Below are 25,077 nucleotides of genomic sequence, written 5' to 3'. Positions count from 1 at the left end.
CCTTTTCGCCGAGGGCTTTGTCGCCAAAACTTGCAGTACGCCCGGTACAGCGGCGTTTTGGCTTCGCGCCCTCGGCGAAAATTCCGGCGCGAGGCGACACGATGCATTGCACCCCGGGCTGCTAGCATGGGGGGTGCCTGCGCTGTGGTTCGCCTCGCTGCTCTTCGTCTCGCCCCCCGAGCAAGCGCGCCCGGGGCTGGTCGTCGACGCCGATCCCTGCCTCGAGCTCGATGACGCGCAGCTGCGCGAGACGATCGAGCACCAGCTCGGGGCCGGGCCCGACTACCGCGGCGACGCGGCCGGGCAAGCTGGGGACACCCAGATCCTGCTCGACTGCCGTGGGGCGGGCGAGGTCGAGCTCACGATCGTGGATCCGATCACGGGCACGGATACGACGCGGACCGTCGCGCTGCCCGAGGCTGGGCGCCGCGGCGAGCAGCTCGGCTGGGCCGCGGCGGCGCTGCTGCGCGCGACGTGGATGAGCCTCGCCCTCGATCCTGCGACCCGAGCCGACGATCCGGCGTCTCGGCGAGCGGCGCGGGTGGCCCAGCGGCCGCCCTCGCCCTGGCAGCTCGGCGACGGCTTCGTCGTGCGCAGCTTGTTCGACGGCGGCAGCCCGGGCCTGATGCTCGGCGAGCAGGTCGAGGTCGTGCATCGTCCGCGGCGCCACCTCGCGTGGAAGGCCGACGGCGAGCTCGCCTACTGGCGGGTCCCCGTGACCGCCGAGGGGAGCTCGGGCCGGGTCAACACCTTGTCGGTCAGCGCCGCGCCTGCGCTGCTCGCCTGGGGGGAGTTCCCGGGCCGCGGCCGCCGGGGCGCCGGGACCCTTGCGATCTACGGGGGCGCGGGGCTGCGCGCGGGCGGGGTCCGCATGCGCAGCGAGACCTTCGGCGACTCGGGCGGCTTCGTGGCCTTCGCCGGTCCGATGACGACGGCGCGGCTGAGCGTGAGCCTCGGCCGCTTCGTCCGCCTCGCGGTCAACGCCGAGGCCGGCTGGATCCTGCACGGGCCCGAGCGGCCGGGGGGCGTGCCGCTGAGCTTCGTCGGGCCCTGGGCCAACGGGGTGGTCGTGATCGTGAGCTCGTTTTGACCGCTCAGGACTCGCGCTCGAGCTCGTCGATCAGCTCGTCGTAGACGCGGCGGCGGTCGGGGCGAGCTCGGCGGGAGGCTCGGCGCAAGGTCGGGGCGATGTCGCGGCCCCACGCGCGCAGGGTGTCGTAGGCGGCCTCGCGCAGCTTGGCGTCGCGGTGGGTGAGGTACTCGAGCAGGGCAGGGGCGCTGGGCTCGTGGCGGCGGTAGCCGAGGCTCGAGATCAGCGAGAGGATCACGTCGCGGCGGGTCTCGATGCCGAGCACCTGCGCGGTCACGGCCAGGGTTCGCTCGGGCAGCGCGACCTTGCGCAGCGCTCGGAGGGCGGCGCTGCGGATCCGAGGCCGGCGATCGAGGGCGAGGGGCGCGAGCAGATCAGCGCCGCGCTCTGCGTGCTTGGCGAGCGCGTGGACGGCCCGCACGGCCAGGCCGATGCTGCCCTCGTCGGCGTGGATGACCGCGGCGAGGCCGTCGAGGTCGAGGCTCGCGATCGGGTCGACGAGCGAGGACGGCGAGTCGTCGTCTGGGTTGTCCGCGCGCGGCATGAGGTGCTCGACCTGTGCCGCCGCGCGCGGGTGCACGAACGCGACGAGCTCGGCGAGGGCGAGGGACGCGTCGGGCCGAAGCACGCGGCACAGGCCGTAGTCCCCGGCTTCGGCTCGGGCCCGGGCGTGGGGGATCAGCAGCGACTGATCGATTCGCGCCAGGATCGCCGCTGCCTCGGGCTCTTTGCGCGACCACGAGTCGAGCCACGTGGGCACGAAGCAGCGCTGCTGCAGCCGGGTGAGGTGAGGGATCAGGAGCGCGGCGGCGCGGGCGGATTCGGGCGCGCGCGGCCAGCTGTCGAGCTGCCCGGCGAGCACGGCCAGGCCCGCGGAGTCGAGCGTGAGCGCGCCGGTCAAGAACCGCTCGAGCACGGCTGGCCAGCTGGCCTGGGCGTCGGACCACGCGAGCAGGCGGGCGGCCGCGAGCTCGCGGGCGGTCGGGTCGTCGCTGTCGAGCGCGTCGAGGAGCGCAGCGCGGTCGCGCTCGGACCTTGGCGTCCAGGGCTCGGGCCTCGGGGGCGTGGGCGCGTCGGGCAGGCGCGGCAGATCGAGCGGGCGCTGGTCGAGGCTCGCCGACAGCCAGGCCGCGGCTTCGTCGAGTGGCTTGCGGTGCCAGGCCCGGACCTGCTCGCGCACAGCCTCGAGCTCGGCTGGTTCGTCGTCGCGTGGGCTCGGGATCGACAGGGCCTCGCTCAGCAGGCGCTCGCTGTCGGCGACCAGGTCGGGGCCGATCCGGCACGCGCTCAGGCACGCGTCGAGGTCGGCGCGTCCACGCACGGCCCCGAGCCTCGCGAGCAGGCGGTAGCGGTGGACGCCGCGGACCTCGGCGGTGGGCGCGAGCGAGCGCAGCAGGTCGAGCGCGCGGGCGCGGGCGTGGGGCTTGGCGCTCGGCTGGGCGACGCAGCGGTCGATGAACGCGGTGACGAGCGCGGGATCGAGCTGCTCGCGCTCGGCCTCGGCGAGGTCGAGGAGCCGCTCGACGTGCTCGCCATGGTTTGTACCCGCGGCCGCGAGCACGAGCTCGACAGCCGCCGTCGTCGCGGTTGGGGTCGCAGACAGCCAGGTGACCCAGCTGGCGAGCTGCCTTCGGACGACGCGGAGGATCGCGTCGTCGTGCTCGCGGCCGCGGCAGTCGAGCACCGCGAGCGCGGCCTCGGGAGAGAAGCCCTCGACGCGGAGGCGCCGGGTCGGGTCGGGCCTGCTCGGCGCGGGTCGGAGGCGGGCGCGGTGGAGCGCGTCCGCGAGGCGCTCGGGCGTCGCGTCCGCGAGCTTCACGTGGCCAGCGACGGCGGCGTCGACGAGCGCGACGATCTCGTGGCGGCGCGACGCCGCGAGACGCAGCGTCGCCGCGAGGGTCAGGCGACCGCTGATCGCATGGTGCAGGAGCTTCTGGCGGCGCTCGCCCGCGCTGCCTTCGCTGTCGAGCTCGAGCGCGTCGACGAGGACCGCGAGGCTCGCGTCGCCGGCCGCGTGGTCGAGCGCGTCGAGCAGGCGCCGACGCAGCTCGTGGTTGTCGTGGGACGCGAGCCAGCCGATCAGTGCTGGGATGCAGCGGCCCGAGCCGATCGTGCTCAGGGCCCACGCAGCGCCCTGCTTGACCGCGATCTGGGGCCGGCCGAGCGCGGCGATGACCAGCGGCTCGGCCCACGCGGCCCCGAGCTGCGCGACGACCCCGAGCGCCTGCTGGAGGATCCGTGGGTCCGTCGAGCTCGTCATCCGGCCGATCGACAGCTCGAGCCCGCGCGCGCCCTCGCCGGCCTCGAGCAGGGCCTCGAGCGCGGCGCGCTGAACGTTGGCCTCGCTGTCGCGCCAAAACGGCTCGATGAAGCGCAGCTCGGGGCCGGCGGGCTCGTGCCGCGCGATCGTCTCGAGCAGCGCGACGCGCAGCGGCGGGGCCGGGTGCTCGCGCAGCCAGTCGATCGTCAGCGCCACCAGCAGGTCGCGGCCGGTCTCGGGCGTCGGGGCGAGGAAGCGTCGGACCGCGCGGCCGCCCGCGATCAGGTGGCGGCCGTAGCGGTAGATCAGCTGCTCGAGCCTGGGCAGCTCGACGCGCTTGATCGAGAACTGACCGGCCAGCGCCTGCTGGACCGTGCGGGTATAGACGAGCCGAAACAAGCGGGTGATCTCGGGCAGGAAGCGAAGCTCGCCGGCCTCGCACAACAGCTCGAGCGCTTCACCGGGGTCGAGCTCGTGGGCCGGGTCGTCGGCCCACGGGGCCTCGAGGTAGAGCGACGCGGCCAGCGGATCTCGGGCGGCGCGGAGCTCGGTGTCGAGCAGGCCCGAGCGGCGCGGGCCGAGGGCGCTCGACAGGGCGCGCAGGAGCCCGGGGCGATCCTCGGCCAGGGCCCACAAAGCGCGCAGGGCGGGCCCGCGCAGCGGCTCGGGGCAGCGGGGATCCTCGACCAGCGCCTGGAGGCGCACCGCCGCTCGAGGGCCACCCTTGACGCGCAGGACCGGGATCAGCAGCTCGGGCAGGCGCGGCAACCACGCGAGCAGGGGGCCCTCGTCAGCGTACTCGGGCGAGGCGCCCGCGGCCTCGATCAGGGCCGCCGCGATCCGGAGCTCGCCGACATCCTCGTGGCTGGCGCCGCGCTCGTGGAGCTCGGCGAGCAGCTCGGCGATGAGCAGGTGGGCCCCGGTGCCGACGCTGGCCGCCAAGATCGCCGCGCGTCGAATCCAGCGGGGGTCGGTCGCGCGGAGCTTGCCGAGCTCGTCGATCAGGGCCGCGCGCGCGATGTGGGTGACGCGCACGAAGGCCTCGGCGGTCCAGCCTTCGTGGAGGTCGTAGGCCTCGAGCGCGAGCGGGACCTGCGAGTCATCGAGGAACGCGCCGTGACGGTGGGCCGCGAGCAGAAACGCCCGGGTGCTCGCGGACCAGCGCAGCGGCTGCCCGACCGCGAGGGTCAGCGCGACCTCGAGGTCTTCGCGGGTCGCGAGCGGCCCGAGCCCGAGCAGGATCGTCTCGCGCGCGCTGGCATCGACGCTCTCGTCGTCGAGCAGGTCGATGAGCCACTGGCGTTGGTCGAGCTGGGTCGCCAAGCCGACGCAGATCCGGACGATCGGTCGGTCGGCGTCGCCGAGGCCCGCGCGGACGATCCGCTTGCGCTCGGCCCTGGCGACCCCGGATAGCTGCTGAGCCCAGGGGTCGAGCAACGCGGCGTAGGCCTCGCGTCGGATCGACGACTCGGTGTCTTCGAGCAGCGCAGCCAGGGTCCAAAAGCCCTGCTCGGGTGTGAGCGCGAGGTCCGAGACCCCGCGCCGGATCTGGGCCAGGGTCATCGCGCGGAGGCGAGGGTCCGCGGCTTTGGCCAGGCGCAGGGCGAGCGCGTGGGGATCTGCGGCCGCGCTGACCGACCAGCCATCGAGCACCCGCAGCAAGCTCGACTCGTCGATCGCGTCGGGGCTGCCGGACGCCGGGTCGAGGGCCAGCGCGATTCGGAGCCAGGCCACGCGCACGCTCGGGGCTTGCTCGTCGATGTCGTCGGGGACGCTGGGGGCGTGGGGGAGCAGCTCGGCAGCGAGCCGGGCGAGGGCGAGGCCGAGCTCGGGGGCGAGCTCGCCGAGGCGCTGGGGCAAGGCGGCAGCGATGGCGTCGAGGCGCTCGGGCGCGCCGCAGCTGGGCAGCGCGGCGGCGATGACGTCGAGGCGAGTCAGGGCCTCGGGCAGCGGCAGCGCGGCGACGCGAGCCAGCGTGGAGGTCGCGGCTTCGAGCGGGCTTTCCGAGCGCACGCTGCCAGGCTACGCGATTTTCATGTTCTGGAGTGCGAACGCTGTCACTCGCGCGCGCGCTCGGTCTCGATCGCCCACTCGCGTCAGGGAGTTCTTGACGGGCTGCTAGACCTAAATCAAGCGCTGAATTCAAAAAGCTGAATGATTTAGGGCTAGCAGCCCGGGGTGCAATGCATCGTGTCGCCTCGCGCCGGAATCTTCGCCGAGGGCGCGAAGCCAAAACGCCGCTGTACCGGGCGTACTGCAAGTTTTGGCGACAAAGCCCTCGGCGAAGAGGCCAAGCGAGGCGGCGCGAGGGATTGCACCCCGGGCTGCTAGTACGAGCCGCAAGGCGAGCGTTTGGGGTGAGCGGAGGGGGCTTTGCCGCCGCAGCGAGGGGCCTTTTTGAAAGGCCCCTTGAAGATTAGAAGGCCTGAATCGAGCGCGCAGCGCTTGATTCAGGGCTAGCAGCCCGGGGTGCAATGCATCGTGTCGCCTCGCGCCGGAATTTGCGCCGAGGGCGCGAAGTCAAAACGTCGCTGTACCGGGCGTACTGCAAGTTTTGGCGACAAAGCCATCGGCGAAAAGGCCAAGCGAGGCGGCGCGAGGCATTGCACCCCGGGCTGCTAGAGCGGCGATCAGTTTGAAGGCGGCGTGGATTCAAACTGGTCGCCGCGTTAGCGCTTGCGCCCGGCGCTGCGCCGACCGAGGACCACGCTCAGGCCGAGGTCGGCCTCGAGGTGGGCCGAGAGCCGGTCGCCGAGGCCCTCGTGGAACATGCCCGAGACCCCGAGCCGCAGCGCGAGCTTGGGGGTCACGTAGAACTTCAAGCCGCCGCCGAGGTGGGCGCCAAAGTCGGCGTCCTTGCCGAGCGCCGCGGGGACCGAGCTGACCCCGAGCATCTCGCCGCCGACGACGACGAAGGGCGTCACGCGGTAGGGCAGCTGGCCGATCAGCTGGGCGCGAAGCGAGTAGGCCGTGGCCCGCTCGTCGTTCTCGGCCCGCGCGGGGACGAGGCGCCCGGCGAGCTCGACGCCCGCCCAGCGGATCGGGTAGTAGCCGGCTCGGAGCACGACCTCGCCCGCCGGACGATGGAAGGCCTGGTGCTCGGCGACCGAGTACTGATAGAGCCCGTGATTGGGCGAGAGCAGCATCAGGCCGCCGGCGACGCCGACCTCGACCATGTGCCGCTCGGGCCGCTCGGGCTCGGGCTCGGGCTCGTCGGGGTCGACGATCGTGACCGATGCTGTGGCGAAGACCGTGTCGAGCTCGGTCTCGCCCGGGGCCACGAAGCTGAGCCCGAGCTCGACCTGCTCGGGGGCCTCGGGTCCGGCGAGGAGCGTGATCTCCCAGGTTCCGGCCGTCTCGCCGGGGACCACCGACTCGACCGTGACCTCGTCGGGCGCGCTGATGTACAGCTCGCTCGGCAGAGGCACCGAGCTGTCGAGGGCCAGCTCATGGGTCGCTTTCTGGCCGCGGATGACCGTCACGAGCTCGGCCTCGGCTGCGTCCGGATCGCGCAGACCCGAGCCGATGTTGGGGACCTCGACGGGGAACGAGGCGACCGGCGCGCCGGCGTCGTCTTCACAGTAGAGCTCGTGCCTGCCGGCTTGGATGAACAGCGGTCGCGCGTCGAGCTGCTCGGGGCTGGGGCCGCAGCGGATGCCCGCGGGCAGCGACAGGGCGGTGCCCGGGACCACGACCGGGACCGGGCTGAGGCCGCCGTCCTCGGGCCACGTCGGCGCGACCCCGCCCGGGCCGAGGAGCTCGACGTCGACGAGGGAGACCGAGACCGCGTCGGAGGGGATGCTCTCGAATTGATCGTCGTCGACGCTCGCGACGCGCACGTGGTAGTCGCCGGCCAAGAGCCCGTGGACCTCGAAGTTCTCGACCGACTTCGGGACCTCGATCGCGCTGAGCACCTCGACGCCCTCGACGTCGGCCGCGACCTCGAAGAAGTAGCTCTGGGCCGCGCTGATCGTGCCCCAGCTCCCACGGATCCCGCTGATCCGGCCCGAGACGCTCAAGAAGGTGCGCGGGCCGTCGAGCCAGGTCGGCGTCGGCGGGAGCGGGATCGGCTTGGCCACGCGCTTGGCCTTCTTGACCTTCACGCCCATGCCCTTGGCGACCTTGGCCCGTCCGCCGGCCTTGCCGGATACGGTGGTGTTGCCGTCGCCGTGGTTGTGGATCCGGCTCGTGCCCTCGTCGTCGACCTTGAGCAGGCTGTTGCCGCCCTCGAGGTCGGTCTTGGCGCTCGGGGTGGCGATCACCGCCTGGCGGTCGTCGGATCCGCCCTCGAGCTCGCCGAGCCGGGCCCGGAGGGCGCCGCGCTCGAGCTCGGCGTCCATCGCGATCACCTTCTTGTTGCGCAGCGCGTGGTGGCCGTAGACGATCAGCAAGGTGTTGGCGCGCATGGCCACGCTGCCGTCGTCACGAAAGACCACGGCGGCGGTCGAGCTGTCGAGGGTGTTGACGCGGCCCTGCTTGTAGACGAGGTCGCCGACCTGCGCGTCTTGCCACTCGGCCTCGGCGGCGGGCTGCTTGCGGACCTCGTTGTGCTTGTGCGTGATCTTGCCGTCGGGCCCGTCGTGGGCGGACGCCGAGCGCGGTCCGGCGACCATGAGCAGGACGCCGAGCATGGACAGGGGGACTACGCTGGATCGAGGCTTCATGGTCATTTGCGGTTGCGTTGGCGAGAGCGCTGGCGCCGATCGTGGCGCCGCTTCGCGCGGAGCAGGGCCCGGGCCAGGTTGTCGACGGCCAGGGGCAGGGTCGTGATCTCGGCGGCGCCGACCCGGGCGAGCTCGCCCATCGCCTGGCGGTCGTCGCCGCGGATCGCCGCGACGACCGGGAGCCCGGTTGCGACGAGCTCAGCCACGCGCGCGACGAGCGAGCCCTCGGCGACGTTGGCGACGAAGATGATGTCGACGTCCTCGGCTCGGCCGCGCCACTGCACGAGGGCCATGTCGTTGCTGAGCAGGCCGAGATCGATCTCCTCTTCAATCTCGCCGACCAACCCGACCGTGATCTCGGCGGTGGTCGAGGGGCCCTCGCTGCTGGTCCGCGGCCCGCTGACCAGCGGCGCGGTCGGGGAGAAAGACAGCATCCGCTCGGCTCGGTTCTCGAACATCTCGCCCCGGCGGCCGCGGTCGCGCCGACCCGAGAGGGTCCCGCCGAGCAGCTCGAGCTGGTCGCGGACCTCGGTCGTCGGCGGACGATCTGCGGGCCGCTTGCGCAGCATCGCCATGGTCAGCTCCTCGAGCTCGCGCGGGAGCTGAGCCCGACGGGTCCCGACCGCGTCGGGGATCACGTAGAGGTGCTGGGTCATGACGTTGAGCTGGCTGCCGGAGAAGGGCGGGGCGCCGGTCAGGAGCTCGTAGATCACGCAGCCGAGCGAGTAGACATCGGAGGCCGGGCCGATCTCGCCGCCGCGGGCCTGCTCGGGCGACAGGTAGTCGGGCGTGCCCATGACCACGCCGTGGCGGGTCATGCGACCGAGCTTCTCGTCGCGCTCGATGAACGCGAGGCCGAAGTCGAGGATCACGACGCGGACGACCTGCCCGGCCTGCTCGAGGAAGATGTTCTCGGGCTTGAGATCGCGGTGGACGGCGCCGACGGCGTGGGCCGCGACCATGCCCTCGGCGAGGGCCGTGGCCACGTCGATCACGAACTCGATGTCGAGGACCTGGTCGGGGATCACGAGGTGGTCGCGGAGGCTTGCGCCGTGGAGCAGCTCCATCGCGAGGTAGGTGTGGCCGTCGTACTCGCCGACGTCGTAGATCTCGATCACGTTGGGGTGCTTGATCGCCGAGGCGACCCGGGCCTCGCGGCCGAAGCGGCGCAGCGCCTCGGCGCGGTCTTCGAACTCCGAGGGCAACAACAGCTTGAGCGCGACCTCGCGGTCGAGGTTGAGCTGGCGGGCGCGCCAGACCTCGCCCATGCCGCCCTGACCGAGGAGCTGGATCAGCTCGTAGCGGTCGCCGATCCGGGTGCCTGGCTCGGCGACGCTCACAGCCGCACCTCGTAGAGCTTGACCGGCGCCGCGCGGCCGGCGAGCTGCTTGCCGCCGACCGACGCGAACTCGAACTCGGCCGCGGCGAGCTCACGGGTGCGCTCGGTGACCAGGATCTGCTGCGGTCGGGCGATGGCCTCGAGCCGGGCGGCGACGTTGACCACGTCGCCGATCGCCGTGTACTCCATGCGCCGGTCCGAGCCGATGTTGCCGACCACGCACGGGCCCGAGTTGATGCCGATCGCCAGGCGCACGGTGCAGTCGTAGCGCTCGCGGAAATTTTGGTTGGCGACCTCGAGCCACGAGAGGATCTCTTCGGCCGCGGCCACGGCTCGCTCGGCGTGGTCGGGGCACGGCGCTGGCGCGCCCCAAAAGGCCATCATGCTGTCGCCGATGAACTTGTCGACGGTGCCCTGGTGGCGAAACACGATCTCGGTCGACATCGTGAACAGGTGGTTGAGGAGCTCGACGATGCTCTCGGGCTCGAGCCGCTCGGTCAGGGGCGTGAACGCGACGACGTCCATGAACAGCACGCTGATCTCGCGCCGCTCGCCGCCGAGGCCCATGTCTTGCTCGCGCTTGACCACGCGCTCGACGATCTCGGCGGGCATGTAGCGGCCGAGGTCGTGGCGGATCTCGATCTCCTGGGCGAGCTGGGCCTCGCTGGCCTCGAGCTCGGCGGCCGCGGCCGACATCGCGTTGGCGAGGACCCCGAGCTCGTCGCGCGAGCGGGCCTCGATTCGGCGATCGAAGCGACGCTTGGCCAGCTCGCCCGCGAACTCGGTCAGGGCTCGCAGCGGCGCGGTCAGGCGCTGGGCCGCGAGCACGCCGAACAAGCCGGCCAGCAGCATCACGGCGGCGACCGAGCCAAACACGACCTTGCGCATGTCTTCGAGGCTGGCGTAGGCGTGGGCGCGGGGCACCTGAGCGACGGCAGCCCAGGGCCGATCCGGCAGCCCGATGACCGTGCCGACCATGGTCCCGGCTGCGCCCTCGTACTCGCCCGCGCGGCCGATCAAGGGCTGGAGGCCCTCGGGGTTGATGCCGTCGAGGGCGCCCGCGTCGGCGGCCGAGCTCATGGTCAGGGCCTGGCCGCGATCGCTGTGGGCGATGACCCGAAGCTCGCGGTCGACCACAAAGAGCGCGTCGGGTCCGGCCGCGAGGTGAGCCTCGGCGAGGTGGGCGACGCGATCTTGGATGCCGAGGGTCGAGACCAGGCTGACGATGTAGCCGCTGATCGGACCATCAGGGCCCTCGGGCCGAATCGCCACGGCGATCGTGGCGCGTGGGGCCCGCTCGGACTCGACGACGGCTCCGGTCGTGGAGCGGACCGGATCGGCGGCGCGCATGAGCTCGTCGGGGAGCTGCTCGGGCACCGCGCTGGTGTCGACGCCCGTCTCGCTGATGACGTCGATGAGCTCGCCCTCGGCGGTGTAGATCCCGGCGTGATCGAGGCTGTAGCGGGCCTCGACGGTGGCCTCGGCCAGCGCGATCCGGGCGTCGGGGTCGAGGGACTTGTCCGCGAGGACCCGGCCGATCGTGTCGAGGCCGGCCTCGGCGTCGCCGAACTCGTCGTCGATCGTCCGGGCGAGATCGCCGAGGACCACGACCTGGAGCTCGCGCTGGGTGGTCTCGAGGGTGTCAGCGTTGACCTTGACGGCCAGCCATCCGACCAGCGCGAGGGGGACGGTGGCCACGATCGCAACGAGCGCGCCGAGCTTGAGCCGAAGCGAAATGCCCGGACCCGCGGCAGTTGGGGGAGTCGACATGAGCGGCGCAGTAGTAGTAGCAGCGGCGAGCTTGACCACTCAATAGCCCAAAAAATGCCGCTGTCATGTCCTCGCGGCCACGTCGGCACCGCGGGCGTGCTGTCGAGCCTTGCGTACGCAATTTGGCCCAGCGCCGCTGACAAGACGCCAGCCGGCGGCCTCGGTCACCCGCGCGAGCAAGGGTCGTCGACGGCGCGGCTCAGAGCGAGGCGAGGGCGTCACCGAGCTCGGCCATCGTCGAGAAGCGCTCGCTCGGGTCCTTGGCCAGGGCTCGGGCGACGATGTCTTCGAGGCCGCGGGGGAAGTGGAGGCCCCTGGCGAGGGTCCGCAGCGGGGGAGGGGCGGTGTGGAGCTGGTGATTGAACAGCTCCTCGGTCGTGCATCCGCGGAAGGGCGCGCGCCCGGTCAGCAGCTTGCACAGCAGCGCGCCCGCCGAGTACACGTCGGCTCGCCGGTCGAGGGGCTCGCCGCGGATCTGCTCGGGCGCCATGTACTCGGGCGTCCCGACCACGGCTCCGCTCGCGTCTTCGAGCTGCCGCCGCTCGGTCGTGGCGACGCCAAAGTCGAGGATCTTGATGGTCGCCTCGCGCTCGACGTAGAAGCAATTGCTGGCCTTGAGGTCCCGATGCACGACGCCGCCCTCGTGGATCGCCTCGACGCCTGCGCAGACCTGGAGCATCACGTAGCGCGTCCACCCCCAGCCGAGGCGACGGTCGCGGAGCATGGCCTCGAGGTCGCGGCCCTCGAGGTGCTCCATCACGATGTAGACCACGCCCCTGGAGGTGGTCCCGAAGTCGTGAATCTCGACGATGTTGGCGTGGTGGATGCGAGCGGCGAGGCGGGCCTCGCGTATGAATTGGGTGACGGCCCAGCGGTAGTGGTGCTCGTCGATGTCGAGCACCTTGATCGCCACGCGCTGGCCGGAGCTGAGCGTTCGGGCCAGGTAGACCGCACCCATGCCGCCGCGGCCGAGGAGGCGCTCGAGGCGATAGCGGCCGTTGAGCACGAGCTCGAGCGGGTCTCCCGCGGCCAGTCGGTGGAGGTCGGCGGAGGTCGGCCCTTGGGTCTGCGGTCGGATGTCGATGATCGGGGTGTCGGCGCGAGCGCGCGAGCAGGGGACGGCGTCGGCGGCGACTTGCGATCGGTCGAGGTGGTACTCCACGGCGGTGAACAGGTGCAAAGCACGTGCCCAGGCCGTCGGCACGGAGGGCATCGAGCTTGGGGCTTGGGGCCGCGGTGCCATCGGGGTGTGCTGAATCGACACATGTCTGGGAACACCGTGTCAGGATGGCTCGAGATCAGAATTTCGTCGGGCTGCTGCTTGGCTCTGCCCGCGGTCCGACGTGGGCGATCGCGGCGAGGACTTCACCGAGGGCAGGGAGCCGAGGGCCGCCGTCCATGCCCTCCTCGCTTGCGACGAGGGCCTGACGGACGTCGTACTCGAGCTGCCGCAAGCGTCGCAGCTTGAGCGGGATCTCGAGCCGAGGATCGCTGGCGATCGCCCAGGGGTCGCGGTCGTCGGGCAGACGCTCGGTGTCGATCGACATCGTGTCCATAATTGAGTTGAGGTTGGCATTGAATGGTGTCACTGGATTCCTTTCGTTGGTTGAGGTGGGCTGACTCGCGCCGATGTGTCGTGTTGACCCATGAGTGAGATGTCGTCGAGTTCGCGGGTCGCGGCGGCGAGCCGTTGGCGACGGCCGCGGCTCAGCACCGCGACCGCCTCGAGCGCCGAATGCAGCGCCGCGCCTGCGGCATAGAGCTCGACGCGATCGCGCAGCTGCGCGAGCACGGCGTCGCTGTGTTCGGCGACCGCGATCAGGCCGCCCAGATCGGGCTGTTCGGGCCAGCGCGGCGCGTCGGCGAAGGGGAAGCCCCAGCCGAGGCGCACGTGGACATCGAGCGCGGCGCGGTGCTCGTCAAGGCTGCAGTAGCGGTCGAGCGAAGCGATCGTCGCGGCCTCGCGTTGGCTGAGGAACATCGCGAACATGCCGACCGCGGGCGAGGAAGAGTCGATAACCAGCGCCGAGTAGCGTCGGCGCAAGAGCTCGAGTTCGGTCTTGGTCAGCTTGAAGAGAGTTCTGAGGTCGAGTGCGGTCATTACACTCGACGACGCTGCATGACCCGTTCCAACGCCTCACGCAGGCCGGACCCGGGACGCGCGACTACAGGGAGTCGTCCTCGGTCGGGTCCTGGTCCTGGTCTTGGTCCTCGAGCCGCTCGAGCCGGCGGTAGAGGGTCCGGCGCGCGAGTCCGAGGATCTGGGCGGCCTGGGTCTTGTTGCCCTTGACGGCGCGCAGGACCCGACGAATGTAGCGCTCTTCGAGCGCGGCGAGGGTCGGGAGCTCGTCGAGATCCTCGGCCGCGATGACCAGCTCACCACCCACGCAGTGGCGGAGCTTGTCCGGCAGATCGGCGACGGTGATCTCGTCGTAGCGGGCCAGCGCGACCGCCCGCTCCATGCAGTTCTCGAGCTCGCGCACGTTGCCCGGCCAGTCGTAGGGCAGGAGCTTCTCGGCGACGTTGGCCGCGATGCGCTTGACCGGCTTGCCATGGCGCGCCGAGATTCGGTCGAGGAAGTGCTGGGCGAGCAGGAGGATGTCGGTCCTGCGCGCGCGCAGGGGAGGGACGTGAATGTTGACGACGTTGATCCGGTAAAACAGATCTTCGCGAAAGCGCTGCTCCTCGACCTCGGCCTCGAGATCGAGGTTGGTCGCGGTGATGATGCGCGCGTCGAAGCTCACGAGCTTGTCGCTGCCGACGGGCCGGACCTTGCGCTCCTGCACGGCGCGCAGCAGCTTGGGCTGGACCTCGAGCGGGAGCTCGCCGATCTCGTCGAGGAACAAGCTCCCGCCGTTGGCACGGACGAACAGGCCGTCTCGGGCACGCCGGGCGTCGGTGAAGGCCCCGCGGACGTGGCCGAAGAGCTGGCTCTCGAGCAGCTGGATCGGGACCGCCGCGCAGTTGAGCGCGACGAAGGGGCCCTCGGCGTTGGCGCTGAGGCGATGGAGCTCGCGGGCCACGAGCTCCTTGCCGACGCCGCTCTCGCCGGTGACGAGGACCGGCACGTCGGAGTCGGCGACCCGTGCGATCAGCGACTGCACGCGCCGAAGTGAGGGGCTCTCGCCGATCATCGGCGTCGGTTCGCTCCGATCCAGGACCCGATGGAGCCGCCGGATCTCGGTCTCGAGCTCGGCGTAGCGCAGCGCTCCGTCGACGCGATGGAGCAGGTGCGGCACGTCCACGGGCTTGGTCAGGAAGTCGTGCGCGCCGGCCCGGAGGGCCTCGACCGCGGTCTGCATCTTTGCCTGACCGGTCATGACGATCACCGGGGTCGCCGGGTGTCCGTCTCGAATTTGCGTACACAGCTCGATCCCGGACATGCCGGCGATGTGGACGTCGGTCAGGACCAGGCTGAAAGGCTGGGTCTCGAGCTGCACGAGCGCCGAGCTCGCGTCGCTCGCGTCGAGGACCTCGAGCCCCTGCTCCGTCAGCGCGGCGGACAACAGCGTGCGGGTGTCGGGATCGTCGTCGACGATGAGCACGCGGCCGGACATCGGCCGCAGAAGCTAGCACATGCGTGCGGCGGTCGAGCCGCGTCGCGCCGCGCTGCGGGGCGGCCCGGCGTGCTTCGACGAGCTCGCGCGTGAGGCGATCGGGTCGCCGTGGGGGGCGCGAGGCGGCGAGGGCGAGGTAGAATGTCGACATGCCGCCGCTGCGTCAGCCACAGGGGGTCCACCGCTGGATCCACAGGTCGATCGGGCTGGTCGCCGTGGCCGCGCTCGGGTGCGTGCCGACGAGCCGGGCCGAGCCCGCGCCCGAGCTGACGCCGACCGAGAGCCCGACGCCGGACTCGGCGCCGGATTCGACGCCCGAGCCTGTGCTCGCGCCCGAGCCTGTGCTTGTGCCCGAGCCTGTGCCCGAGCCCGAGCCCGTGGTCGCCGACTCGGACATCCAGACCGGCTTCACCGTCGACCCCGGCGCCCAGCCGGGCCTCGTGCGTTTCGCCAGCGCGATGGCCCAGGAGGGCTCGCTGTGGATCGGTCAGCTCGAGGGCAACGGCGGGCGCGACGTGCTGATCTACATCCCGCCCGGGGCCGACGACGCCGCGCCCTTCGAGCTCGTGTTTCACTTTCACGGGACCTACAGCGAGCACGTCGAGGAGCGGCGCGAGGGCGTCAAGAAGCGGGTCTGGGTCGGCTGGGACCGCCTCGATCAGACCCTGGCCGCGATCGCCGAGCTCCAGCAGACGCGGCCCTACAACGTCGCGCTGATCTATCCCTTCAGCGCGGGCAAGCGGCTCGAGCCTGGCCATCGCGGGTGGAGCAACGTCGCCTACGACCGGATGTGGATGGACCCGGTCCAGCCGCCCGACTACCGCGATGACTTCGACACGCTCCACGCCGAGGTCGCGGCGATTCTCCAAGATGAGCTTGGCGTCCACTCGAGCAAGCTGCCCGACTCGGTGATCGCCGAGGGCCACAGCGCGGGCGGCATCGCGCTGCGCAACATCGCGGTCAACGGTTCGGCCCAGGTGCGCGAGTACATCTTCCTCGACGCGAGCTTTCAGAGCTGGGCCGACGGCTGCTACGCGGGGGTCAAGGCCACGGGCGCGGCGGCCAAGCTGACCTTGATCGTGACCGACAAGGGCATCGCCGATCCCTTCGATGGCCGCGATCCCTGGTGCGTCGACATGGAGGCCGACGCCGCCTTGTGGGTCAAGAACAAGTCGTGGTGCGCGTCGCGGGCCGAGCAGGAGGTGCCGGGCTGCGACTGGACCTGCGCCGAGCTCGAGGAGCGCGCGCAGGAGTGGCGCGACGACTACGAGGGCTGGTGCGCGGCCTTCCAAGACGGAATGCAGAGCATCGACGAGGTCACGCTGATCAAGACCAAGGTGTTCCACTCCGACCAGCCGCGGCGCTTCGCGGGCGGGCTCGGGTTGGCCGACGAGCGCTCGCAGCAGACACCGTAGACCCTGAGCAGGTCCGCGCCTGCCCCTTCGCGTACTCGACGAGGTCCGCGACCGCAGGTCTGGCCCACGAAGGGGTATGATCCCGGCGATGTACGGGAACGATGTCGTCGGGCGCTCACCCGCAGGGTTGGGGCCGTGGATCCTGAGCCTGCTCGCGATCTTCATGGTCAGCCTCGCGCTCGGCGGCTGCACCCGGAACAAGCCGAGCGAGGCGGGCGAGGAGGCGGCCCCCGATCCGGTCGAGCTCGATCTGTGGGCCGGTGTGCCGCCCCTCGACGCTCGCGCCGACGATCTGCTCGGCGAGCTCGTGCCCAAGCCCGGGCCGCAAAAGCCCCCGCAGGTCGGCGAGGAGATCGAGCTGCCGTTCCCGCCGCCCGCGCCGCCGAGCGACGCCGTCGGCGTGTCCGAGCTCCCCGAGGGCCCGCTCGAGGTCCTGCGCAAGGGCCCCGAGGGCCCGCAGTCCCTCGTCGAGGCGATCCGGGTCTCGTTCAACCACCCCATGGTCCCGCTCGCGTCGATCGAAGATCTGCGCGCCGAGGCCGTGCCGATGCAGATCGAGCCCGAGGTCGAGGGCGAATTTCGCTGGATGGGCACGCGGACCGTGGCCTTCTACCCGAGCGGCCGCCTGCCCTTCTCGACCAACTACGAGATCACGATCCCCGCGGGCACGAGCTCGACCCACGGGACCGAGCTCGGCAAGGACGTCGCGTGGACGATCAGCACGCCGACCCTGGCCCTCGATCGCAGCGTGCCCTACGCCAACGGGGCGACCCACGTCGGCCTCGACCAGCCGCTGCTGCTGCGCTTCAACCAGCCCGTCAACGCCAGCGCGGTCGCCGAGGCCCTGACCCTCGCGGCCGGCTCCAAGCGCGTCGCGCTCGAGCTGGTGCCGGAGTCGCGCTGGGCCGACGAGGATCTGGCCCCGTACATCAACCAGTGGGTGACCGGCGACGACCAGGCCTGGGAGCGCTCGCGCGTGGTCGTGCTCCGGCCCACGACCAGGCTCGCGCCCAACAAGAAGTACCGGGTCGAGCTGCCCGCGGGCGTCTACGGCGAGGGCCCCGAGCGCGGGGCCAAGATCTCGTTCTCGTTCTCCACCTACCCACCCCTGAAGCTCTCGCCGAGCCGCTGTGACCCCGCGCCGTGCTCGGCCAGCTACGGGCTCACGATCAACGCGAGCAACCACATCCGTGACGCCCGGATCATCGACAAGGTCCACGTCAGCCCCGAGGTCGAGGACCTCGAGATCAACGCCGGCTACGGCGGCATCTACCTCAGCGGTGACTTCATCGGCGACACGACCTACTCGGTCACCGTCGACGCCGGGCTCGAGGACATCTACGGCCAGGAGCTCGCCAAGCCCTACAAGGCCAAGGTCCGGCTCGGGCCCCTCGAGCGCAGCTTGCGGGTCTGGCCCCAGACCAAGCACCCGGGGATCATCGAGGCCGAGGCCGGCCACACCCTGGAGCTCGAGGTCACGGGCCTGCGCGAGCTCGAGGTCATGGCCTCGTCGTTCAACGGCGCCGAGCTCGAAGACTATTACGCGTACAACGGCGGGGGCGGCTACGACCACGCGTGGCCCGCGGATCTGCAAGCGCCCCGTCACGTCCACAAGATCGACGTCTCGAGCTCGCGCAAGCAAAAGCAGACGGTCACCCTCGAGCTCGACGACTACATCGACGGAACCGACACCTTCGTCTATTTGATGGTCCGGTCCGAGGTCTATCGCGAGTGGAACTACGACCAGCGCACGAGCCTCGGTCAGATCGTCCAGCTGACCAAGCTCGGCGTGGTCGCGGCGGTCGACCGCGACGACGCCGTCGCCCTGGTCACCGATCTCGCCAGCGGGGAGCCCGTGCCCGGCGCCGAGGTCCGGGTGCTCGCCGATCGCGGCCAGCGAGAGGTGTGGAAGGGCAAATCCGACGCGGCCGGCGTCGCCCGCCCGCAGCTCGGCAAGCGCCAGCTCGGGAGCCCGCTGCTCGCGGTCAAGCACGGCGACGACGAGGCCTTCATGCCCCTCGATCAGGGCGAGCTCGAGGGCCGGTGGATGTCGCACCTGTTCGGGCAGTCGGCCGACGACGAGGTCCGGGCCTTCATCTTCACCGAGCGCCAACCCTACAAGCCTGGCGAGACCGTCCACCTCGTCGGGATCGTGCGCAAGGAGACCCGCGGCCCCAAGGGCGGCGTCGTGCCCTGGGGCGCGGGGTTCGAGGCCAAGTACAAGGTCACCACGCCGCGCGGCGTCGAGGTCCAGGAGGGCACGGTCAAGCTGTCGGCGTTCGGGACCTTCGCGGTCGACATCGAGACCGACGAGAACGGCGACACGGGCAACTACTCGTTCGAGCTGACCCACACCGGGCTGTTTGGCAACAGTCACCGCTTCCGCCACAGCTTCGCGGTCGAGGCGTTTCGCACGCCCGAGTTCGAGGTCGAGGTCGCGCGCAACGAGTCGACGCCGCTGTACTTCGGCGACGAGCTCGAGGCCGAGATCCGCGGCCGCTACCTGTTCGGCGCGCCGATGGTCGGCGCCGACGTCCGCTACACGCTGACCCGCCAGGCGACCGACTTTCGCCCGCCCGCCGAGGGCCTGTCCGCGTTTCACTTCTCCTCGTCTCCGGGCCGGCGCTACGGCGGCTGGGGCTACTTTGGCGGCAATTGGCGGCCGGTTCAGCAGCTCGAGGCCAAGTCCAAGCAGCTCGACGATCGGGGCGTCTTGAAGGTCACCCACGCCCTCGCCCAGGTCGAGCCGCCCAAGCCCGGCGCGGTCGAGCCCCGGCCCGAGCCGGACGCCGAGCCCAAGCCCGAGCCGCCGCCGCAGGCCGCGACCTTCTCGATCGCCGCGACCGTCACCGACGAGAACCGTCAGGCGATCGCGGGCAGCGGCAGCTTCGTCGTCCACCCCTCGGCCTACTACGTCGGGCTTCGCAGCGAGCGCTCGGTCCTGCGCGAGGACGAGCGCACGCGGGTCGAGGCCGTGGTCGTCGACGTCGAGGGCAAGCGGGTCGAGGGCGTGAGCGTGAAGCTGAGGGTCACGCGCAAGGACACGACCCGGACCCCGGTCCAGAAGAACGGGGTGTGGACCTTCGCCTACGCGACGAAGCAGACGCAGACGAGCGCCTGCGATCTGGTCTCGGCCGGGGCGCCCGCGGCCTGCGAGATCACCGTTGGCAAGGCCGGGACCCACGAGATCATCGCCGAGATCAAAGACGCCGAGGGCCGCGAGAACCGGTCCGTGCTCGAGATCTATGTCCACGGCAAGGACGCGGTCGTCTGGGACGAGGACAACAAGCGCGTCGACCTCGTGCCCGACAAAGACAGCTACCAGCCCGGCGAGACCGCCAAGATCCTGGTTCGCTCGCCCTTCGACGAGGCCCGCGGCTTCCTCGTCATCGAGCGCGAGGGCCGGGCCCAGACCCACGATCTCCACGTCGTCGGCGGTATGGCCGTGGTCGAGGTCGAGATCACGCCCGAGATGGTCGCAGGCGTGACCGCGTCTGCGGTCCTGGCCAAGCCGCGGACCGAGGTCGCGGGCGCGCCCGACGATCAAGATCTGGGCGCGCCCGCGGCCGCCAGCGGTCAGGTCGCGCTCGAGGTCTCGCGCGATCAAAAGGCCGTCGTCGTCGAGGTCGAGCCCGAGGTCGATCGGGTCGAGCCAGGCGACAAGCTCCGCGTCGACATCCGGACCCACGCGGTCGACGGCGCGCCGATCGAGGCCGCGGTCGCGGTGTTCGTCGTCGACGAGGGCGTGCTCTCGCTGATGGGCTACCAGACCCCGGATCCGCTGGCCTTCTTTCACCACAAGCGCGCAGGCGAGGTCGGGCTGTTCGCCGATCACACCCTCGTGCTGCCCCGCAATGCGGCCGAGCAGCCCAAGCCGGTCTCGCCCGAAGCCAGCGCGGTCGACCTCCCGCTGCCCCTTGGGGTGGTCGACGACGGCGACCTCTCCGACCAGCTCGTCGGTAGTGAAGTCGGCGAGGCCTACGGCGCCGGCGGGCTCGGGCTGATCGGCACCGGCCGCGGCGGTGGGGGCACGGGCGAGGGCACGATCGGCCTCGGCAACACCGGGCTGATCGGTAAGGGCGGCGGGGGCGGCTCGGGCTACGGGCTCGGCTCAGGAGGCGCGCCGGCTGAGGCCGAGGCCGAGGCGAAGCCCAAGAGCCGCGCCGGCGGGGCCTCGCCGCCTCCTCCTGCGCCGATGGCCACGACGGCGATGCCCGACCCGAACAAGGCGATGGCCCAGGAGGTCTCGCTGCGGACCTTGTTTGCGACCACCGCCTACTTCGAGGCCGAGCTCGAGACCGACGCCGAGGGCCGCGCGAGCGTCGAGATCGACATGCCCGAGAACCTCACGAGCTTCCGGATCATGGCCGTGGCCGTCGACCCCAAGGTCTACGATCGCTTCGGCAGCGGCGAGTCCTCGGTCCGCGTGCGCAAGGCCGTCATGCTCCGGCCCTCGCTGCCGCGCTTCTTGAACATGGGCGACGAGTTCGAGGCCTCGGTCATGGTCGACAACCAGACCGAGACCCACCAGGCGGTGATGGTCGGGACCCGCGGGGTCAACGTCAAGCTGCTCGGCGAGGTCGAGACCACGATCGAGATCCCCGCGGGCGAGTCGCGCGAGGTCCGGTTTCCGATGGCCGTCGACGAGGTCGGGGTCATGCGCCTGCAGTTCGCCGCGCTGTCCAACGAGGGCCGCGACGCGACTCAGCTCGACCTGCCCGTGCTCGTGCCCGCGACCAAGCAGGCCTTCGCCGACTACGGCATGACCTCGGCCTCGGTCCAGCGCGCCGTGCAGCTGCCCAAGGACGCGCTGCCGGGCTTCGGTGGGCTCGAGGTCTCGATGTCCTCGACCGCGCTCAACGGGCTCGAGGACGCCGTCGAGTTCCTGGTCACCTACCCCTACGAGTGCTCGGAGCAGACCGCCAGCCGGTTGCTGCCGATCTTCGCGCTCGGCGACGTGCTCGACGACTTCCCGATCGCCGACGTCCACGATCGCGCACGTCGCGACGCGCTGGCCAAGGACGGCATCGAGCGCCTGCTCCAGCGCCAGAACTGGGACGGCGGCTTCACCTATTGGGGCGACGACACCCGCCGCGAGAGCTGGCCCTACCTCAGCACCTGGGTCACGCTCGCGCTGGTCGAGGGCAAGGCCGCGGGCTTCGAGGTCGATCAGGCCAAGCTCGACCAGGCCATGGCCTACCTCGACAATTACGTGCGCAACGGCATCTCGACCCGCTGGGGCGCCTACTATGACTGGACCACGCGGGCGTTCGCGCTGTGGCTGCTGTCGCGCGAGGGCCGAGGGGCCGATCAGTTCGACAAGGTCTGGGCCAAGCGCGCTCAGATCCCGCTCTATGGCCGCGTGCTGCTGATGAGCGCGGCCCATCGCTACAAGCGCGAGGGGCCGGTCGCGGCCGTGCTCGAGGAGCTCAACGACCAGGTCGTCGAGAACGCGCGGGTCATCCACTTCGCCGAGTCGCGGACCGAAGCCGGGGCCGCCGACGGGCTCGCCGTGCTCATGCACTCGAACACCCAGACCGACGCGATCGCGCTGATGGCCTTGATGGAGATCGGCGAGGAGACCGGTGACGACGGCATGGCGGCGAAGATCATGGCCGGCTTGATGAGCGACCGTGACCCTCGCATGGGCGGCCGCTGGACCTCGACCCACGCCAACGCCTGGGCGCTGCTGGCCGTGTCTCGCTACTACGAGGTCATCGAGGCCGAGACCCCCGACTTCAGCGCGCGGATCTGGCTCGACGACATGTTCGCCGCCGAGCAGAAATTTGTTGGCCGTGACATGGCCAAGGTCAACCAGCACGTGCCGATGCGCGCGCTGCTCGGCGAGTCGGTGCAGAGCGTGACCCTGGCCAAGGACGGACCCGGCAAGCTCTACTATCGGCTCGGGCTGCGCTACGCCCCCGCTGACTTCCACATGGATCCGGTCGATCGGGGGTTCACGGTCTCACGTCGCTACGAGGCCCTGCCCGAGGGCGGCGAAGACGAGGCCGATCCCGACGCGGTCCGCCAGCTCGACGACGGGAGCTGGAGCGTCAAGGCCGGGACCAACGTCAAGGTCACGCTCACCCTCGTCGTCCAGGATCGGGCGAGCTTTGTGGTCGTCGACGATCCGCTCCCGGCTGGCTTCGAGGGCCAAAATCCGCGCTTTTTGACCAGCGTCGCGGTCACCAACCAGGGCTCGCTGGACTACGGCTACGGCCTCGGCGGCGGCTATGGGCGTGGGGGCTACGACTACAACTACGGGCGCGGGGGCAGCTACGGCTGGTGGTACCCCTGGTACAGCTTCGACCACACGCAGATGCGGGACGATCGGATGCTGCTGTTCGCCGACTGGCTCGCGGCCGGGGTCTACACCTACAGCTACACCGCGCGCGCGACCAACATCGGGACCTTCGTGCTGCCGCCCGTGCACGCCGAGGCGATGTACGAGCCCGAGCGCTTCGGCCACGGGTCGTCCTCGGTCGTGAAGATCATCGAGTGAAGGCGGTCAGTTCGCAAACAGCTCTTCGAGGGACTCGGCGGTCAGGACGCGCTCGAGGTAACGGTCGAGCTCGTCGAGGCTGGCCCCCTCAATACGCGCTTTGAACGCCTGTGACAGCGCTCCAAACTTGAGAGTGAGCTGCTTCACGAGCGTCTCGGATCGGCCTTGTTGGAGACCTTGTTGGAGACCTTGCTGGAGACCTTCTTGGCGGAGTTGTTCGGCGATGGTCATGGCGATCTCTTCTGCCTCGGGGAGCTGCTCTTGAATGGTCGCACGAAAGTCTTCGAAGCGCATGTCGCCGGTCACCAAGGCGACGTAGCGCAACACTTGCGTGACGGCTTCGGCTCCATTGGGAGCGCGGAGGACCTCACGAAAGGTGTCCCGCCAGCGCTCGAGGTCACGGCGCAGCTGCTGTGGATCGCGGCCGTCGCGGAGCACGACTAAAGCGAGCTTGGGGAACGCAGCCAGCGCCCAATCTCGCAGCGTCGCGTCGTCGGCCTCGGTGAGGTCGACGACGAGCGTGGAGTGGTTGAGGACCAGGGGTGAAAGGCCCGGTATCGACGCCGGGGGCGGCTCGACGAGGCCATGGAGGGAGCGAGAGGCTGTCCAACTGCCCGGGGCGTGGGTGACGAGCGCAGGCAGGAGCAGCGGGAGCGGCAGGCCGTGGCCTTTTTGGTGACGCCTCCACACCCGCAGGAGGTACTCGGCCATGCGAAGGGGCATGTCGGGGGCGTGGGTGCTCTGGTGCTCGAGCAGGAGGTAGAGGAGGGCGGGCGCGCCCGCGAGCTGAACCGAGAACAACAGGTCGCTGTGGCGGTCGACGAGATCTGGATCGATGAACGTGCCGGACTCGCGCGCGATTGAGGCCCAGTCGATCGCGTCAGTCACCTCCTGGGGCAGGAATAGCTTGAAGATGGAGGTCGCGTGCTCGGGCGTTTCGAACGCAGCTTTGAACAGGGCGTCGTGTGGTCGAGACGTCATGGATGCGAATCCGACCTACCACGCGATCTAGCAGCCCGGGGAGCAATGCCTCGCGCCGCCTCGCTTGGCCTTTTCGCCGATGGCTTTGTCGCCAAAACTTGCAGTACGCCCGGTACAGCGGCGTTTTGGCTTCGCGCCCTCGGCGAACATTCCGGCGCGAGGCGACACGATGCATTGCACCCCGGGCTGCTAGACATTGACCCGTGAACATCGTCTGGGCGAATTGGGAACATCGGTGGGGGGGCCGGCGCTGGAATGACCGGGCGCGGCGCGGACAGGCGCGCCGGCCCGGAGCCCCTATTTTCTCGGGCTCATGGACCGTCACCGAGCTCGGCGTCGGTCCACGGGAAGCCGCGATCGAAGTCGATGCTCAGGGGCGCGTCGAGCTGGCTTCGCCACGCGTGGGGCAGGGCGCCCGGATCGAGGTGGACGCGGCCACGGCTGCGGATCCGCAGCTCCCGGGCGAGGGCCCGGCGGAGCCGATCGGGGGCCTCGGCGAGCACCGCCAACACCTGCGCGGGGCCTCGCTCGGCGCCCCCGAGCGAGCGTGAGGCCCCGCGCTGCTCGAGCCAGGACTTGGCCTCGCTGACGGACGCGAAGCCGCGCCCCGCCGCGACCGAGAGCCCCTCGCGGGCGGCCTCTCGCGTGAGGTCGTCGTCGTCGTCGAAGTGCTCGACGCACGCGTCGAGCCCGACGCGGCGGCCCGACAAGCCCAGGGCCCACAGCAGCTCGGGCGTCGGCGCGGCGTCGAAGGCCTGACGGAGCTGGGCGAGCTCGGCTTCGGTCCCGAGCAGCCCGACGAGCTCGCTGGCGATCGAGAAGCTGGGGTTGCGGGCGAGCTGGCAGCACACGAGCCACGCGCTCTGATCGCCGAACACCAGCGCGGTCTCGATCGCCTCGATCCGGAGGCTGGGATCGGGCGTGAACAGGTGGCCGGCGAGCTTGGGGCGGAGGCTCTTGGCCGCGCTCGAGCGCGGGACCAGGCGCAGGGCCGCGGCGACGATGGCCGGCTCGGTGTCCGCGAGCGCGGCCTCGATGACCTCGACGCCGGGATCCCAGCCGCGATCGGCGAAGCACTCGAGCCAGACCGCGCGCAGGGCTGGGTCGCTCGACGCCGCGCTGAGCGACGCCGCGGCGATCGCCTGGGCGCGGGGGTCTTGCCACGATCGCAGGACCCGGAGGGCGTAGCTGCGCCGGTCGTCATCAAAGTCGCGCAGGAGCTCGGCGAAGGCGTGGCGAGCTGACGAGCTCTTGCTGTGGAGCAGGGCGAGGAGCGCGGCTTGCCAGCGCAGGTCACTCGGGTCGCGCTCGAGCTCCGGAGCCAGGCTCGCGCGCAGCTCGTCGATCGGCGCCGAGCCGAGGACCTCGACGTGGCCGCGCCAGCTCTCGACGGCCGCGCTCTCGCCCGTGTCTTGGACCCGGGCGAAGGCCTCGGCGGCGAGGCCGAAGTGCTGGGCGAGATCGACCGAAGGGGCTGGAGAGCGAGCGGGGGCAGGTGC

The 25,077-nt window shown here is 70.9% G+C and carries 13 protein-coding genes; 3 read left to right on the top strand and 10 right to left on the bottom strand.

The window, feature by feature from the left end; all coding sequences use genetic code 11:
• Nucleotides 1–133: 133 nt before the first annotated feature.
• Nucleotides 134–1,090: a hypothetical protein gene (locus ENSA5_RS03975; RefSeq protein WP_106390218.1), complete on the top strand. Its 957-nt coding sequence runs from the start codon at nucleotides 134–136 to the stop codon at nucleotides 1,088–1,090.
• Between the two features lie 4 nt (nucleotides 1,091–1,094).
• On the opposite strand, the gene ENSA5_RS03970 is transcribed toward ENSA5_RS03975, so the two are convergent.
• The 8 genes from ENSA5_RS03970 to ENSA5_RS03935 form a co-directional block, all read right to left on the bottom strand.
• The gene (locus ENSA5_RS03970; protein WP_106390217.1) at nucleotides 1,095–5,363 is read right to left on the bottom strand and encodes a HEAT repeat domain-containing protein; all 4,269 of its coding nucleotides are present in this window, start codon (nucleotides 5,361–5,363) and stop codon (nucleotides 1,095–1,097) included.
• Between the two features lie 656 nt (nucleotides 5,364–6,019).
• Entirely contained in the window at nucleotides 6,020–7,981 is a 1,962-nt protein-coding gene (locus ENSA5_RS03965) for a porin family protein (RefSeq protein ID WP_106390216.1), read from the bottom strand.
• Between the two features lie 35 nt (nucleotides 7,982–8,016).
• Nucleotides 8,017–9,354: a serine/threonine-protein kinase gene (locus ENSA5_RS03960; RefSeq protein WP_106390215.1), complete on the bottom strand. Its 1,338-nt coding sequence runs from the start codon at nucleotides 9,352–9,354 to the stop codon at nucleotides 8,017–8,019.
• Nucleotides 9,351–11,051 carry an adenylate/guanylate cyclase domain-containing protein gene (locus tag ENSA5_RS03955; RefSeq protein ID WP_181197351.1) on the bottom strand — a complete coding sequence of 567 codons (1,701 nt, stop codon included), beginning with the start codon at nucleotides 11,049–11,051 and terminating at the stop codon, nucleotides 9,351–9,353. The genes ENSA5_RS03960 and ENSA5_RS03955 overlap by 4 nt, the downstream gene beginning before the upstream one ends.
• A 271-nt stretch (nucleotides 11,052–11,322) precedes the next feature.
• Nucleotides 11,323–12,336 carry a serine/threonine-protein kinase gene (locus tag ENSA5_RS03950; protein WP_181197350.1) on the bottom strand — a complete coding sequence of 338 codons (1,014 nt, stop codon included), beginning with the start codon at nucleotides 12,334–12,336 and terminating at the stop codon, nucleotides 11,323–11,325.
• Between the two features lie 85 nt (nucleotides 12,337–12,421).
• The gene (locus tag ENSA5_RS03945) at nucleotides 12,422–12,712 is read right to left on the bottom strand and encodes a hypothetical protein (RefSeq protein WP_146155299.1); all 291 of its coding nucleotides are present in this window, start codon (nucleotides 12,710–12,712) and stop codon (nucleotides 12,422–12,424) included.
• Nucleotides 12,709–13,224 (bottom strand): hypothetical protein, encoded by a 516-nt coding sequence (locus ENSA5_RS03940; protein ID WP_106390211.1) that lies wholly within the window; start codon nucleotides 13,222–13,224, stop codon nucleotides 12,709–12,711. The genes ENSA5_RS03945 and ENSA5_RS03940 overlap by 4 nt, the downstream gene beginning before the upstream one ends.
• 64 nt (nucleotides 13,225–13,288) lie before the next feature.
• Complete coding sequence (locus tag ENSA5_RS03935; RefSeq protein ID WP_106390210.1) at nucleotides 13,289–14,680, bottom strand: sigma-54-dependent transcriptional regulator; 1,392 nt, start codon at nucleotides 14,678–14,680, stop codon at nucleotides 13,289–13,291.
• Nucleotides 14,681–14,829: 149 nt separating this feature from the next.
• Between ENSA5_RS03935 and ENSA5_RS35540 the strand changes: the two genes are divergently transcribed.
• Both ENSA5_RS35540 and ENSA5_RS03925 read left to right on the top strand, forming a co-directional pair.
• Nucleotides 14,830–16,095, top strand: a complete 1,266-nt coding sequence (locus tag ENSA5_RS35540; protein ID WP_146155298.1) for an alpha/beta hydrolase family protein — start codon at nucleotides 14,830–14,832, stop codon at nucleotides 16,093–16,095.
• A gap of 88 nt (nucleotides 16,096–16,183) precedes the next feature.
• Nucleotides 16,184–22,597 (top strand): Ig-like domain-containing alpha-2-macroglobulin family protein, encoded by a 6,414-nt coding sequence (locus ENSA5_RS03925; protein WP_181197349.1) that lies wholly within the window; start codon nucleotides 16,184–16,186, stop codon nucleotides 22,595–22,597.
• 6 nt (nucleotides 22,598–22,603) lie between these two features.
• Here the strand turns inward: ENSA5_RS03925 and ENSA5_RS03920 are convergent, their stop codons facing one another.
• On the bottom strand, nucleotides 22,604–23,578 hold the full coding sequence (locus ENSA5_RS03920) for an Rpn family recombination-promoting nuclease/putative transposase (protein WP_106390208.1): 975 nt from the start codon (nucleotides 23,576–23,578) through the stop codon (nucleotides 22,604–22,606).
• A 311-nt stretch (nucleotides 23,579–23,889) separates the two neighbouring features.
• Nucleotides 23,890–25,077 (bottom strand): hypothetical protein (locus ENSA5_RS36980; protein ID WP_181197348.1); only part of this gene is annotated, 1,188 nt, incomplete at its 5' end.

The sequence above is a fragment of the Enhygromyxa salina genome (assembly GCF_002994615.1).
Classification (GTDB): domain Bacteria; phylum Myxococcota_A; class Polyangia; order Nannocystales; family Nannocystaceae; genus Plesiocystis; species Plesiocystis salina_A.
Note: the sequence above shows the minus strand (reverse complement) of the source record. Positions and strands in the feature narration are given on the sequence as shown.

Bases quoted from the DNA above. Each gene is read 5' to 3' on its own strand.
- ENSA5_RS35540 (WP_146155298.1), top strand. From the start codon at position 14,830: ATGCCGCCGCTGCGTCAGCCACAGGGGGTCCACCGCTGGATCCACAGG.
- ENSA5_RS03920 (WP_106390208.1), bottom strand. From the start codon at position 23,578: ATGACGTCTCGACCACACGACGCCCTGTTCAAAGCTGCGTTCGAAACG.
- ENSA5_RS03950 (WP_181197350.1), bottom strand. From the start codon at position 12,336: ATGCCCTCCGTGCCGACGGCCTGGGCACGTGCTTTGCACCTGTTCACC.
- ENSA5_RS03940 (WP_106390211.1), bottom strand. From the start codon at position 13,224: ATGACCGCACTCGACCTCAGAACTCTCTTCAAGCTGACCAAGACCGAA.
- ENSA5_RS03925 (WP_181197349.1), top strand. From the start codon at position 16,184: ATGTACGGGAACGATGTCGTCGGGCGCTCACCCGCAGGGTTGGGGCCG.
- ENSA5_RS03965 (WP_106390216.1), bottom strand. From the start codon at position 7,981: ATGCTCGGCGTCCTGCTCATGGTCGCCGGACCGCGCTCGGCGTCCGCC.
- ENSA5_RS03935 (WP_106390210.1), bottom strand. From the start codon at position 14,680: ATGTCCGGCCGCGTGCTCATCGTCGACGACGATCCCGACACCCGCACG.